Consider the following 13,912-nt stretch of genomic DNA (forward strand, 5'->3'; position numbering starts at 1 on the left):
TTTCGCCGCCTCGTCCGTGACTACGAGCGCCTCCCCGAAACCCTCGCGGGCCTGCATCTCGTCGCCTTCGCCTGCCTCATGCTCAAGAACCTCCTCAACCTGGAGCAGGTCCACAACAGCCTCAGCTCCTCGCGGGGGCTCCAAGGGGGCAGAGCCCCCTTGGCCACGGCCCGAACAGCAAGCACCAACCGGCACCACCAGCGCGGGCCAAGCCGCGGATTTGGCAGGACGGGCCGGACCGGGCGATGATCGCGGCGGGGGAGGCGGCGCCTGCGATGGGGGCAGGCGGGCCGACCCTGCCGCAGGCGCCGGCGGTTCCGCCCGGCGCCGCGCCGATGCCGTTCACCGTACCCGAGGCCAGTCCATGATCATCCACGACGTGACCGTCCACCCCGAGGCCGAGCGCCTGCCGCGCGAGGCGCAGCTGGCCTGGAAGATCGCCGCCGTGGCGACCGATCCGGTGGCGGTGGAGCCGGAGGTGGCGGAGATGATCGTCAACCGGGTCATCGACAACGCCGCCGTGGCCATCGCCGCGATCAACCGCCACCCCGTGACGGCGGCCCGCGCCCAGGCCCTGGCCCACCCGCGCGAGGGCGGCGCCACCGTGTTCGGCTGCGATCCCGGCCTGCGCGTGCACGCGGAATGGGCCGCCTGGGCCAACGGCACGGCGGTGCGCGAGCTGGACTACCACGACACCTTCCTGGCCGCGGATTATTCCCACCCCGGCGACAACATCCCGCCGCTGCTGGCGGTGGCGCAGCAATGCGGGCTGGACGGCGCGGCGTTGATCCGCGGCCTGGCTACGGGCTACGAGATCCAGGTGGACTTGGTGCGCGCCATCTGCCTGCACGAGCACAAGATCGACCACGTCGCCCATCTCGGCCCCTCGGCGGCGGCGGGGATCGGCACGATGCTCGGGCTGGACACGGAAACCATCTACCAGGCCGTGCAGCAGGCGCTGCACGTGACCACCGCCACCCGGCAGAGCCGCAAGGGCGAGATTTCCTCCTGGAAGGCCTTCGCGCCCTCCCATGCCGGCAAGCTGGCGATCGAGGCGGTGGACCGCGCCATGCTGGGCGAGGGCGCCCCGTCCCCGATCTACGAGGGCGAGGACAGCGTGATCGCCCGCATGCTGGACGGCAAGGACGCGCATTACCGCGTGCCGCTGCCCGCCCCCGGCGAGGCCAAGCGCGCCATCCTCGACACCTACACCAAGGAACACTCGGCCGAGTACCAGAGCCAGGCGTTGATCGACCTCGCCTTCCGCATGGGCAAGCGCGTGGCGAACTGGGACGAGGTGGCGGAGATCGTGGTGGAGACCAGCCACCACACCCACTACGTCATCGGCACCGGCGCCAACGACCCGCAGAAGATGGACCCCACGGCGTCGCGCGAAACGCTGGACCATTCCATCATGTACATCCTGGCCGTCGCGCTGCAGGACGGGGAATGGCACCACGTCCGTTCCTACGCGCCCGAGCGCGCAGCGCGGCCCGACACGGTGCGGCTGTGGCACAAGATCCGCACGCTGGAAGACCCGAAATGGACGGAGCGCTACCATTCGCGCGACCCGGACGTGAAGGCCTTCGGCGGGCGGGTGGAGATCCGCATGCAGGACGGCTCGGTGATCGCGGACGAGCTGGCCGTGGCCAATGCCCACACGCTGGGCGCCACGCCCTGGACCCGGCCCGACTACATCCGCAAGTTCCAGACGCTGACCGAAGGCCTGATCGATCCGGCGGAGTCGCGCCGCTTCCTGGACCTCGTGCAGCGCCTGCCGCAACTCGGCGCTGCCGAACTGCTCGGCCTGACCGTGGCGCTGCCGGCCGGCCAGCTGGCGAGCAACGCGCGCCCGAGCATCTTCAACCACCGTGGCTGAGGGAACACCCAGCATGAGCGAGACCGCAGCACCCAAGCCCAAGAAATCCGTCGCCCTGTCCGGCGTCACCGCCGGCAACACCGCACTGTGCACGGTCGGCCGTTCGGGCAACGACCTGCACTATCGCGGCTACGACATCCTCGACATCGCCCGGCAGTGCGAGTTCGAGGAGATCGCCCATCTCCTCGTGCACGGCACCCTGCCCACGGTGCCCGAACTGCGCGCCTACAAGACCAAACTGCGCGCCCTGCGCGGCCTGCCCGCCGCGGTGCGCGCGGCGCTGGAAGCGCTGCCCGCGGCGGCGCACCCGATGGACGTGATGCGCACCGGCGTGTCCGCCCTGGGCTGCGTGCTGCCGGAAAAGGACGACCACGACCCGGCCGCCGCGCGCGACATCGCCGACCGGCTGATGGCCTCGCTCGGCTCCATGCTGCTCTACTGGTACCACTTCAGCAGCAACGGCCGCCGCGTCGAGGTGGAGAACGCGCAGGACAGCATCGGCGGTCATTTCCTGGAACTGCTGCACGGCGCCCCGCCGCCCGAGAGCTGGGTGCGCGCCATGCACACCTCGCTCAACCTCTACGCCGAGCACGAGTTCAACGCTTCCACCTTCGCGGCGCGCGTGGTGGCCGGCACCGGCTCCGACCTTTATTCCGCGATCACCGCCGGCATCGGCGCGCTGCGCGGCCCCAAGCACGGCGGCGCCAACGAGGTCGCCTTCGTGATCCAGCAGCGCTACGCCGACCCGGACGAGGCCGAGGCCGACATCCGCCGCCGCGTCGAGGCCAAGGAAGTGGTGATCGGCTTCGGCCACCCCGTCTACACCGTCTCCGACCCGCGCAACGCCGTGATCAAGGAGGTGGCGCGCGAACTGTCGGAGGAAGCGGGCTCCACCCGCATGTTCCGCATCGCCGAGCGCATCGAAACGGTGATGGCCGACACCAAGCGGATGTTCCCCAACCTCGACTGGTTCTCGGCCGTTTCCTACCACGCGATGGGCGTGCCCACCGCGATGTTCACGCCCCTCTTCGTGATCGCCCGCACCGCCGGCTGGAGCGCCCACGTCCTGGAACAGCGCGCCGACGGCAAGATCATCCGCCCCACCGCCCACTACACCGGCCCGGAGAACCGCCCCTTCGTCCCCCTCGCCGAACGCCGCGAACCCGGCACTGCCTGACCTGCGTCGCGCCCGGGCCGGAGGGTGTGCCGCTGGGTGGTTCAGGTTGCGCCTGGGTGTTCAGCCGCGGCCAAGGGGGCTCTGCCCCCTTGGAGCCCCCGCGAGGAGCCCGGGGCACCTCGACCTCATGAGTGCCTCCGGCGGGGGCGGGTTGGCCGACGTTGGTCATGAAGGACAACGTGTCCCGGCCCGCCCCCGCCGGAGGCACTCAACGCGGGGTCCGGGGAGTTCGTAACTCCCCGGCGGGGTCCAGGGGCAGCGCCCCTGGCCAACGCTCAAACCACTCAGGAACGACCTGAACCACCCAGCAGGCACGCCCGGCCCCGGCGGCGGTCAGGCGGCGCACGGCAGTGGTCAGGCCGTAGGCGGTGGTGCGGGCTGGCGGAACAGGGCGGCGAAGCTTTCGGCGGGCATGGGCTTGCCGAACAGGTAGCCCTGGACGTCCTGGCATCCTTCGACCTGCAGCATGTCGGCCTGGGCGTGGGTTTCCACCCCTTCGGCGATGGTGTGCACGCCCAGCGCGTGGCTCATGCCCACCACCGCGCGCACAATGGCCTCGGCGCTGCGGTCGCTGCCGAGGTGGCGGATAAAGGAGCGGTCGATCTTGACCTTGTCGAAGGGGAATTTCTGCAGGTAGCCCAGGCTGGAATAGCCCGTGCCGAAATCGTCCATGGCGATGCGCACGCCGACGTCGCGCAGGCGCCGCAGCGTCGCCAGCGTGTCGTCCGTGTCGTTGAGCAGCACGCCCTCGGTGATCTCCAGCTCCAGCCGGCCCGGGTCCAGGCCGCTGCTCTTCAGCGCGGCCACCACCGCCTCGTACAGCCCGGCCTGGCGGAACTGCACGGGCGACACGTTGACGGCCACCGTCAGGTGCGCCGGCCAGGTGGCGGCTTCCCGGCAGGCCTGGTGCAGCGCCCAGGTGCCGATGGGGCCGATCAGCCCGGTTTCCTCCGCCACGGTGATGAAGCGGTCGGGGGGGACGTTGCCCACGCCCGGCCGTTCCCAGCGCAGCAGCGCCTCCGCCCCGGTGACCGCGCCGGTGTCGAGGTTGATCTGCGGCTGGTAGAACAGCCGGAAGCCGCCCTGCGCCAGGGCGACGCGCAGGTCGGCTTCCAGCGCGCGGCGCTCCTGCAGCTTGCGGTTCATCTCGGGGGCGAAGAAGCGGTAGCCGCCGCGGCCGCTCTCCTTGGCTTTGTAGAGCGCGAGGTCGGCGTCGCGCATCAGCTGCATCGGGTCGGCCTGGCCGTAGCGGTCGGCCATGGCGATGCCGATGGACACGCCGACGCTGGCCTGGTGGCCGTCGAGGTCCACCGGCTCCTCGAGTGCCGCGATCAGCCGGCGCGCCAGGGCGTCGGCGGCCTCGGGCTGGCGGGCGCGGGGCTGGATGATGGCGAACTCGTCGCCGCCCAGGCGGGCCAGCGTGTCGCTGTCGCGCAGCGTGGCCGACAGGCGGGCGCTCACCACCTTGAGCAGCCGGTCGCCGGCGGCATGGCCCAGCGTGTCGTTGACCTCCTTGAAGCGGTCGAGGTCGAGGCAGAGCACCGCCATCGGCTCGGCCTCGCGCCGCGCCATGGCCAGCACCTGGCCGAGCCGGTCGGCGAACAGGGCGCGGTTGGGCAGGCCGGTGAGCAGGTCGTGCGCCGCCAGGAAGCTCGCCCGCGCTAGCGCCTGGTTCAGCAGCCGCAACGGCAGCACGCGCAGCACCGCGAAGATCAGCCCGGCCAGGGCGGTGGAGGCCAGCGCCACCAGCCCCGTCGTCGCCAGCGGCCCGCGCAGGGAACGCGCGGCCTCGGCCACGCCCATCTCCTCCCCGTCCACCACCACCGGCGCCTCGTGGCTCAGCACCGGCCAGAACAGCTCCTCCTCGGCGGCGGCTTCCATCACCAGCCGGCCGTCGCTCGAGAAGACGCGCCGGCGCTCCTCCGGGTCGCGGCCGCGCGACACCGTGATCTGCAGCCGGTCGAACTCCCAGAAGGCGGGGTTGCGCCGCACCAGCTCGGCGATCTCCGCCGCGTGCAGGGTGGCGCTGGCTTCCAGCGCGCCGAGCATCCGGTAGCGCGCGGCGGAGAAATAGGTCACCGGCAGTGCCACGGCGATCAGCAGCGCGGCCAGCCCGGCCAGCCCCGTGACGGTCCGGGTGACCACGCGGCTGGGTGTCCCCGGCAGCGCCGCGGCGGCGCCCACGGTGGCGCTGCGCCCCGACCCGGCGAGGCCGTGGAACCACAAGGCAGGACTCCAGGACAACCAGTCTTTTCCCTCGGCAACCCGCCCAGACTGCACCGGGCTTCGCAAACAATTCCTCAAGGCAGCCGCGGCGCATGGCGAGGCAGGGCGCGCGGCCTTTGGGGTTTCTTAAATGCGGTCGGGCACACTCCCCCATCCGGCGTCATGGCCGGACGCGCGGATGCGGCGCTTCCCCGCGGACACGACACGCCAGCGAAGGGCAGGCTGCCGCTTGCACAACACCCCGTCCGAACCGCGCGGCCGCCTTCCACGGCCTGCCCGGATCGACCGCGCCCGACGCCGCTTCTCGGTGCTGCCGCTGCTCGGCCTGCCACTGCTCGGCCTGGGCGTGCTCGGGGTGGGCGCGCTCGCCCTTCCGGCCGCCGCCGACCCGACCCTGCGCGACCTCCAGGTCGCGGTGCGCGCCCTGGCCTTCCTGGAACAGCCGCCCACCGGCCAGGCGGAGATCGGCATCGTGTATCCCGAACAATCCCCGGCCGGCCGGGCGGAAGCGCAGCGCGTCGCGGAACGCTTCGGGGACGGCTTGCGCGCGGGCAACCTGACCATGCGGCCCCGGCTCGTCACCGTGGCGGGCGCCGGCCAGGCCGGCACAGCGGCCCTGCTGCTGACCGAGGCCGCGCTGCCCCAGGCCGGGGAGGTCGCCGCGGCGATCGCCCGGCGCGGGGTGGTGACCATCACCACCAACCCCGGGGCGGTGCAGGGCGGCACCGTGGTGCTGGCGGTGCGCAGCAGCCCGCGGGTGGAGATCCTGGTCAACCGCGCCGCCGCCGAGGCTGCCGGCGTCAGCTTCGCCGCCGCCTTCCGCATGATGATCCAGGAGCGCTGAGGTGTTCCCCCAACGGCCCGCCCCCCGCCCCCTCCTCGGCGCCGCCCTGCTGGCGGCGCTGCTCGCGGCCCGACTCGCCGCGCCGGCGGCGGCGCAGGACGTGGACCGCGGCGCGCTGGAGGAACTGTTCGGCGAGCCTGTGACCACCAGCGCCAGCGGCAAGCCGCAGCGCGCCTCCGACGTGCCTGTCGCGATGGACATCATCACCGCCGAGCAGATCCGCCGTTCCGGGGCGCACGACATCCCCGCGGTGCTGGCGCGCTACACCTCGCTGGACGTGCAGCAGTACAACGCGCACGACTATTCCGTGGGCGTGCGCGGCTATGCCACGCCGATGACGCAGCGCCTGCTGGTGCTGGTGAACGGCCGGCAGGTCTATCTCGACCACTACGGCTACGTCGCCTGGGACTCGATCCCGGTGCAGCTGACCGAGATCCGGCAGATCGAGGTGGTGAAGGGGCCCAACAGCGCGCTGTTCGGCTTCAACGCCCTGGCCGGCGTGGTCAACATCATCACCTTCGACCCGGCGCATGACCGCGTGTCCAACGGCGTGGTGCGGCTGGGCACTGGGGGCTACCGGGAAGCCTCCGGCGTGGTCACCGCGCCCTTCGGGCCGGAGCGCGGCAGCGGCGGCGTGCGGCTTTCCGCCGGCCTGCGCGGCGAGCATTCCTGGAGCCGCGGCTTCACCGAATTCGAAACGCAGGAGCTCGACGCCCGCCGTTCCCCCACCCGCGCCCAGTTCGCGGCGGAAGCGAAATTCCGCGTCACCGACAACGTGCGGGTCGGGCTGGACGGCAGCTTCAGCCGCGCGATCGGCGGCGACTTCATGGACTACGGCCAGGTCTGGCGGGAGGACAAGCGCGCCTGGAGCCTGCGGGGCCAGGTTTCCGCCGACACCGGGATCGGGCTGGTCGAGGCGCAGGTCTACCACACCGCCTTCCGCGCGGGCTACGCGGCGACGGCCTTTCCCACGCGCCATTCCGTCACCGTGGCGGAGCTGAGCGACACGGTGAAGCTGGGCGCCTCGCACACGCTGCGGCCCTTCGCGGAATTCCGCCACACCACCATGAGCATGATCCCCGGCACGGAGGTGTCCTACAACATCGCCGCCGGCGGGCTGATGTGGAACTGGGCGATCACCGACCGGCTCGAATCCACCGCGGCGCTGCGCTACGATCAGCTCTGGCTCGGCGCTTCCGGCTACGACGATCCCGCCTTTCCCTATGGCGACCGGGATTATGACCGTTCCCTCGGCACGCCCACCTGGAATTTCGGCCTGGTGTGGCGCGTGACGGATGCGGACACGCTGCGCGTCGGCGCCGCGCGCGGCGTCAGCCTGCCCAGCCTGTCCGACCTGGGCTGGCGGGATTCCTACCCGGGGTTCGGCTACCAGGACAGCGGCAACCCGCGGCTCAGCCCGACGGTGGTGAACGACTACCAGCTGGAATACCGGCGGCGGCTGGAGGTGATCGACGGCCAGGCCGGCATCACCGGCTTCTTTCAGCGCAATCACGGCTTCAGCAGCGGCCTGTCGGCGGTGGCCTTTTCACCGCCCGAGGTCCCCTACGACACCTATTCCCCCTACAATCTCGGCCGCTCGGATGTCGTCGGGCTGGACGTGTCGCTGGCCGGCCGGGTGTCGCGGGCGGTGGACTGGGGCGTGCAGTACCGCCTCGCCGCCGTGTCGGGCGAACTGCGGCCGTCGCTGATGGACTACAAGGGTGCCTCGCCGCGGCACCTCGTGTTGGCGCGGATCGGCTGGACCCAGGGACCGCTGGAAGCGAACCTGTTCGGCCGCTACGCCAGCCGCGCCCGGGGCTTCCGCACGGTGAACGACGTGGATTCCGTGCTGGTGGAGGTGCGCGACTACGCCTCCGTCGCCGCGCGCCTGGGATATCGCCTGACGGAAGGCATGGCCCTGGCTCTGGAAGGGGAGAACCTGCTGCACCAGCGCCAGGAACAGACCTTTGCCCTCAAGGCGGAGCGCCGCGTTTACCTGTCCCTTCGCGTCGACTTCTGAGGCGTGCCCGCCCGGCCTTGCGCCCGCCTGCCTGGCCCAGCACGCCCCTTCCGGCCCTGCGATCGCCCGGCGGCCCTGTGCCCGCCCGCGTCGGACGGGGCGATCCGCCGCCGGACGCGTCGCCGGACCGGAGCGCGCCTGCCGCCCCCCCGCCGGGGCGGAGCCGGCCAGTTCTCCGAAGGGTTATCGCCGCAGCGGGCGCACCCCCTGGCGAGGCGGGTTCCCGCCCGGCATGGTGGGGGCGGGTTGCCCCGCCGCGTCGCGCGGGCCGACGCAGCGGCGCAGGAGGGGTTCTGGTCTTGAAGGTGCTCATCCTCGGCAGCGGCGTGGTCGGCACCACCGCAGCCTATTACCTGGCCAAGTCGGGCCATGAGGTGGAGGTGGTGGACCGCCAGCCCGCCTCGGGCATGGAAACCTCCTTTGCCAATGCCGGGCAGGTATCACCCGGCTATTCCGCGCCCTGGGCCGGGCCGGGCATCCCGCTCAAGGCGCTGCGCTGGCTGCTGATGCGCTACCGCCCCTTCGTGATCTGGCCGCGCCCCGACACGCAGCTGGCCTGGTGGCTGGCGCAGATGCTGGCGAACTGCACGGAGGACGCCTACCACACCAACAAGGCGCGCATGGTGCGGCTGGCGGAGTATTCCCGCGACGCGCTGCGCGACCTGCGCGCCGAGACCGGCATCCGCTACGACGACCGCCAGCGCGGCACGCTGCAGCTGTTCCGCACGCAGAAGCAGCTCGACCACGTCGGTGGCGATACCGCCGTGCTGGACGAGTACGGTGTGCCCTACGAGGTACTGGACCCCCAGGGCTGCATCGGCGCGGAGCCGGCGCTGGCGCGGGTGCGCGACAAGTTCGTCGGCGGCCTGCGCCTGCCGGGCGACGAGACCGGCGATGCCCACCAGTTCACCCAGCGCCTCGCCGCCCTGGCGGAAGCCCTGGGTGTGCGCTTCCGCTACGGCACGCCCATCCGCGCTGTGCAGTTCACGGGCGACCGCGTGTCCGGCGTCGACACGGAAGCGGGCGTGCTGACCGCCGATGCCTACGTGGTGGCCATGGGCTCCTTCTCGGCGGCGCTGCTGCGGCCGCTGGGGCTGCGCCTGCCGGTCTACCCGGTGAAGGGCTACTCCATCACCATCCCCGTGACCAACCCGGACGCCGCGCCGGTGTCCACCGTGATGGACGAAACCTACAAGGTCGGCATCACCCGGCTGGGCGACCGCATCCGCGTCGGCGGCACGGCGGAGCTGGCGGGCTTCAGCAGCACGCTGCGCCGCCCTCGCCGCGCCACGCTGGAACATTCGGTGGGCGACCTGTTCCCCGCCGGTGGCGACCTGTCCCGCGCCAGCTTCTGGACCGGCCTGCGCCCCATGACGCCCGACGGCACCCCCATCGTCGGCGCCACGCGTTACGGCAACCTGTTCACCGACACCGGCCACGGCACGCTGGGCTGGACCATGGCCTGCGGCTCCGGCCGCGTCCTGGCCGACATCATCTCCGGCCGCACCCCCGAGATCGAGAGCGCCGACCTCGCCCTGCACCGCTACGACAGCTGATCGCGCCGGGCCGGGGAGTGCTGTTCCCCTCCTGGCGTCGCGCGGTGACTGGGGCGGTGCTGGGGGGCGGGTTCGGTTCTTGGGGGTTCAAGCCGTGGCCAGGGGCGCTGCCCCTGGACCCCGCCGGGGAGTTACGAACTCCCCGGACCCCGCGTTGAGTGCCTCCGGCGGGGGCGGGATGATCCACGTCAGTCATGGCGGGCACCCTCGGCCAACCCGCCCCCGCCGGAGGCACTCATGAGGTCGAGGAGCCTAAGCTCCTCGCGGGGGCTCCAAGGGGGCAGAGCCCCCTTGGCCACCGCCTGAACACCGAAGCACCCACCCCGTCCCTCAGCGCCGCCCCATCACGGCGCCACGCCGGGGGGGAACAGCGCTCCCCGGCGTGGCGTGATGGTGTCAGTCGCCGGCGGCGAGCAGCGGGCCGTCGTTGGCGGCCGATTGCGGCACTTCGGCCTCGATGCGGCGGAAGGTGGCCAGGGCCTGCCCTACGACCTGGTCCATGTTGTAGTAGCGGTAGGTGGCCAGCCGGCCCACGAACCAGGTGTTCGGCGTGGCGTCGGCCAGGGCCTCGTACCGCTTGTAGAGGGCGGCGTTCTCCGGGCGCGGGATGGGATAATAGGGGTCGCCCTCGGCCGCCGGGAATTCGGTGGTGATGGTGGTCTTGGGGTGCACCTGCCCGGTCAGGTACTTGTACTCGCTGATGCGGGTATAGGGCACCTCCTCGCCGGGGTAGTTCACGGTGCCGGCGGGCTGGAACCATTCCTGGTCCAGCGTCTGGTGCTCGAAGCGCAGCGAGCGGTAGGGCAGCTTGCCGAAGCGGAAGTCGAAGAACTCGTCCACCGGGCCGGTCCAGATCAGCCGGCGGTGCGGGAACTTGTCCTTCACCGCGGCGTATTCGGTGCCGGTCATGACGGTGATGTTGGGATGGTCCAGCATCTTGCTGAACATCGCCGTGTAGCCATCGGCCGGCATGAACTGGAAGCTGTCGGTGAAGTAGCGGTCGTCGTTGTCCGCCCGCGTCGGCACGCGGGAGGTGACGGACTTGTCCAGCTCGCTCGGGTCCAGGCCCCACTGCTTGCGGGTGTAGCCGCGGAAGAAGGTCTCGTAGAGCTCGCGCCCGACGCGGCCCACCACCACGTCCTCGGAGGTGCGGACTTCCGCCACCTTCTCGGCGCGGGCGTCGAAGAAGGCCTCCACCTCCGCCTCGCTGGTCAGGGCGAGGTCGTAGAGGCGGTTCACCGTGGTGCGGTTGATGGGGATCGGCACCAGCTTGCCGTCCTGCACCTTGCCGAGCACGCGATGCTCATAGGCCCGCCACTTGGTGAAGTTGGACAGGTGGGCGAAGACCGCCTCGGAATTGGTATGAAAGATGTGCGGGCCGTAGCGGTGCATCAGCACGCCCGCTTCGTCGTGCTCGTCATAGGCGTTGCCGGCGATATGGTCGCGCCGGTCGATCACCAGCACGCGCTCGCCGCGCACGCTGGCCAGGCGTTCCGCCAGCACGGCACCGGCGAAGCCGGCGCCCACCACCAACCAATCAAACATAGGAGGGCTCCCGAAGGGTGGTGGGGGTTGCGGCGGGCGCGGTGGCCGCGCCGCGGATCAGCGCCAGCATCCCGTCCCAGGTGCGGTCCCAGGAGATGCGGGCCAGCGCCGCATCCACGCGGCCGAGCCAGGCCGTCCGCCCGGCGGCGTCGCCGGCGGTGCTGCGCTCGGCCATGGTGCTGTCCAGCGCCGCCACCACCGCCGCGGCATCGCCGGCGATGGCCACCAGCCCGTCCTCGCCCCAGGGGCGCACCACGTCGGCGATCGGCGTGGACACCACCGGCACCCCGGCCGCGAGGTATTCCGGGGTCTTGGTGGGGCTGATGAAGCGGGTGGCCTCGTTCAGCGCGAAGGGCATAAAGCCCGCCTGCCAGCCGGCGAGGTACTGCGGCAGTTCGGCGTACTGCTTGCTGCCCAGCCAGTGCAGGTTTTCCGTGCGGGGCAGGGTGGCGGGGTCGATCTTCACCACCGGGCCGAGCATCACGAATTGCCAGTCCGGGCGCAGTTGCGCGACCTCGCCGAGCAGGGCGACGTCCATGCGCTCATCCACCACGCCGAAGAAGCCGATGCGCGGCCGCGCGATCGGGGCCTGGTCCGCCGGCTCGGCCACGCCGGTGCGGGCGGCGGCGAAATGCGCCGCGTCGATGGAGGAGGGGAAGCAGTGCACGCTGCGGTGGCGGTCGCGCTTGGCCTCATACAGCGAACGGCCGCCGGTGAAGACCAGGTCGGCGCGGGCAAACAGCTGGCGCTCCAGCTCCAGCAGCCGGGGCGAGGCGCCGTGAAAGGCGCTCAGCTCGTCCATGCAGTCGTACACGGTCACCGCCGCCTCCACCCAGCCGGCGAAGCCCATGGCCATGGGGGTGTAGAACCAGGCGACGTCCGGCCGGGCCACGCCCAGGTAGTCTTCCAGCAGGCGGTGCTGGGCGGCTTCCACCCCGGCCTCGTCCAGCCCGTGCGGCAGGGTGGGCACCAGCACCGTTACGCCGGATGCCTGTTCCTGCCGGTCCAGCCGCGGCGGCCCTTCCGCGAACAGCGACTCTTCCCAGTACAGGACGCGGTGGCTGCGGGCGGCGCGGGTCAGCAGGTGCTGCGGCCGCTGCGTCACGAAGCTCCATCGCAGGTGGGAAAAGCAGAGTAGCAGGGGGCGTTGGCCGGCGGCCGGGACTTGGTCCAAGAAGTCTTCCTTTCGCAGCAGGCCGCCATCGCCGCAGGCGTCCACCGCCGCGTCTTTTAACGGCCTGGATTGGCGTCCAGGACACCGGATGAAGCGGCCCAGCGAAGCGGGGACCGGGTGGGATGCCGGCTGCAGCACGTTCCGACCGGGGTCAGGCCCGGGAGTGCCAGCGGCTTACCCTTGCTCTAACACGTCGGGCACGCAGTTCACCATTCCACCAGGCTGGGGAGCCATCACACCTGTGTCAGCAAAACCGCCGCCCCCCGCCGCAGACCCCGGACCCGACGCCGCGGCCGGCAGCCCGCCGGGCCTGTTGTCGCTGTTTCTGGGCTATCTCAGCATCGGCATGCTGGGCTTCGGCGGGGTGAATGCCTGGTCCCGCCGCGTCATCGTCGAGGACCGGCGCTGGCTGACGGAGCGCGAATACGCGGAGATCCTCGGCCTGGGGCAGGTGCTACCCGGGCCCAACGTGGGCAATGCCGCCATCATGGTCGGCCGGCGCTTCGGCGGGCTGGCCGGGGCCCTGACCGCGACCCTGGGCCTTTACGCGGCGCCGCTGGCGATCCTGTTGCTGCTCGCCGGCATCTGGGACCGCTTCGGCGGGTTGCCGGAGGTGCAGCGGGTGATGGCCGGGGTCGCCGCCGCGGCCTCCGGCATGGCCCTGGGCAACGCCCTGCGGATGGGCGAGCGGCTGCGCCTGCCCCCGCCGATGCTGGCGCTGGCGGTGCTGGCGGTGCCGGCGGCTTTCTGGCTGCGCCTGCCCTTGCCGCTGATCGTGGCGGGGCTGGGCATCCCCGGGGTCTGGCTGGCCTGGCGGGGTGCCCGGGCGTGATCGCCTGGCAGCTCTTCACCATCTTCGCCACCCTGTCGCTGTTGGCGGTCGGTGGCGCCAACACCCTGTTGCCGGAGATGCACCGCCAGATCGTGGAGATCCACGGCTGGCTGGACGACGCCACCTTCACCCAGATGTTCGCCCTGGCCCAGGCGGCGCCGGGGCCCAACGTGCTGGTGGTGTCCATCCTGGGCTGGCGGGTGGCGGGGCTGTCCGGGCTGGTGGCGGCGACGCTGGGCATCATCCTGCCCTCGGGCCTGCTGGCCTGGGCCGTGGGCGGGGCGATGATCCGCCTGCGCACCGCCCCCTGGGTTGTGGCGCTGCGCACCGGGCTGATCCCCGTGGCGGTGGGGCTGATGTTCGCCTCCGGCCTGGTGCTGGCCCGCGCCGCCGGCCATTCCCCCGCCATGCTGGCGATCAGCGTCGCCGCCACCCTGTTCGTGTGGCGCTCCCCGCTCTCGCCCCTCTGGGTCCTGCTGGGCGGCGCCGTGCTGGGCGCCCTGCTGGACTGAACGCTGGCCGGCACAGGGCCGCGGACCGGGTTGCTCCGGGGTGTTCGGGCGTTGGCCAGGGGCGCTGCCCCTGGACCCCAGGGCAAAGGCGAAGCCTTTGTCCCGAGCCGGGGAGTTACGAACTCCCCGGTGTCCCGCGTTGAGTGC

Annotated in this window: 10 protein-coding genes and 1 pseudogene; 8 read left to right on the forward strand and 3 right to left on the reverse strand. The window is 71.8% G+C overall.

Annotated features, from left to right (window positions below; translation table 11 throughout):
- The 3 genes and pseudogenes from ACLIBK_RS21915 to prpC form a co-directional block, all read left to right on the forward strand.
- Positions 1 to 87, forward strand: a pseudogene (locus tag ACLIBK_RS21915) (IS5/IS1182 family transposase); the annotation flags it as partial.
- Positions 88 to 364: 277 nt separating this feature from the next.
- The gene (locus ACLIBK_RS21920) at positions 365 to 1,879 is read left to right on the forward strand and encodes an MmgE/PrpD family protein (RefSeq protein WP_415389440.1); all 1,515 of its coding nucleotides are present in this window, start codon (positions 365 to 367) and stop codon (positions 1,877 to 1,879) included.
- Positions 1,880 to 1,892: 13 nt separating this feature from the next.
- Entirely contained in the window at positions 1,893 to 3,056 is a 1,164-nt protein-coding gene (gene prpC / locus ACLIBK_RS21925; protein WP_415389441.1) for a 2-methylcitrate synthase, read from the forward strand.
- 354 nt (positions 3,057 to 3,410) lie between these two features.
- Here prpC and ACLIBK_RS21930 read toward each other — a convergent pair whose 3' ends face one another.
- The gene (locus ACLIBK_RS21930; RefSeq protein ID WP_415389442.1) at positions 3,411 to 5,300 is read right to left on the reverse strand and encodes a putative bifunctional diguanylate cyclase/phosphodiesterase; all 1,890 of its coding nucleotides are present in this window, start codon (positions 5,298 to 5,300) and stop codon (positions 3,411 to 3,413) included.
- Positions 5,301 to 5,511: 211 nt separating this feature from the next.
- On the opposite strand from ACLIBK_RS21930, the gene ACLIBK_RS21935 reads away from it, so the two are divergent.
- The 3 genes from ACLIBK_RS21935 (at position 5,512) to ACLIBK_RS21945 (ending at position 9,702) form a co-directional block, all read left to right on the forward strand.
- Positions 5,512 to 6,126 carry a YfiR/HmsC family protein gene (locus ACLIBK_RS21935; RefSeq protein WP_415389443.1) on the forward strand — a complete coding sequence of 205 codons (615 nt, stop codon included), beginning with the start codon at positions 5,512 to 5,514 and terminating at the stop codon, positions 6,124 to 6,126.
- A gap of 1 nt (position 6,127) precedes the next feature.
- Positions 6,128 to 8,146 carry a TonB-dependent receptor plug domain-containing protein gene (locus ACLIBK_RS21940; RefSeq protein WP_415389444.1) on the forward strand — a complete coding sequence of 673 codons (2,019 nt, stop codon included), beginning with the start codon at positions 6,128 to 6,130 and terminating at the stop codon, positions 8,144 to 8,146.
- Positions 8,147 to 8,445: 299 nt separating this feature from the next.
- On the forward strand, positions 8,446 to 9,702 hold the full coding sequence (locus tag ACLIBK_RS21945; RefSeq protein WP_415389445.1) for a D-amino acid dehydrogenase: 1,257 nt from the start codon (positions 8,446 to 8,448) through the stop codon (positions 9,700 to 9,702).
- A gap of 396 nt (positions 9,703 to 10,098) precedes the next feature.
- Here ACLIBK_RS21945 and glf read toward each other — a convergent pair whose 3' ends face one another.
- Positions 10,099 to 11,247, reverse strand: a complete 1,149-nt coding sequence (glf, locus tag ACLIBK_RS21950) for a UDP-galactopyranose mutase (RefSeq protein ID WP_415389446.1) — start codon at positions 11,245 to 11,247, stop codon at positions 10,099 to 10,101.
- The gene (locus ACLIBK_RS21955; RefSeq protein WP_415389447.1) at positions 11,240 to 12,421 is read right to left on the reverse strand and encodes a glycosyltransferase; all 1,182 of its coding nucleotides are present in this window, start codon (positions 12,419 to 12,421) and stop codon (positions 11,240 to 11,242) included. The genes glf and ACLIBK_RS21955 overlap by 8 nt, the downstream gene beginning before the upstream one ends.
- Before the next feature lie 313 nt (positions 12,422 to 12,734).
- Between ACLIBK_RS21955 and ACLIBK_RS21960 the strand changes: the two genes are divergently transcribed.
- Both ACLIBK_RS21960 and ACLIBK_RS21965 read left to right on the forward strand, forming a co-directional pair.
- Positions 12,735 to 13,253 carry a chromate transporter gene (locus tag ACLIBK_RS21960; protein WP_415389448.1) on the forward strand — a complete coding sequence of 173 codons (519 nt, stop codon included), beginning with the start codon at positions 12,735 to 12,737 and terminating at the stop codon, positions 13,251 to 13,253.
- The gene (locus ACLIBK_RS21965) at positions 13,250 to 13,765 is read left to right on the forward strand and encodes a chromate transporter (RefSeq protein ID WP_415389449.1); all 516 of its coding nucleotides are present in this window, start codon (positions 13,250 to 13,252) and stop codon (positions 13,763 to 13,765) included. Before ACLIBK_RS21960 ends, ACLIBK_RS21965 begins: the two co-directional genes overlap by 4 nt.
- The last annotated feature ends 147 nt before the right edge of the window (positions 13,766 to 13,912 follow it).

Source organism: Roseomonas sp. BN140053 (assembly GCF_047690175.1).
GTDB lineage: Bacteria > Pseudomonadota > Alphaproteobacteria > Acetobacterales > Acetobacteraceae > Roseomonas.

Excerpts from the sequence above, each read along its gene's own strand:
- prpC (WP_415389441.1), top strand. The coding sequence starts at position 1,893 with ATGAGCGAGACCGCAGCACCCAAGCCCAAGAAATCCGTCGCCCTGTCC.
- ACLIBK_RS21920 (WP_415389440.1), top strand. The coding sequence starts at position 365 with ATGATCATCCACGACGTGACCGTCCACCCCGAGGCCGAGCGCCTGCCG.
- glf (WP_415389446.1), bottom strand. The coding sequence starts at position 11,247 with ATGTTTGATTGGTTGGTGGTGGGCGCCGGCTTCGCCGGTGCCGTGCTG.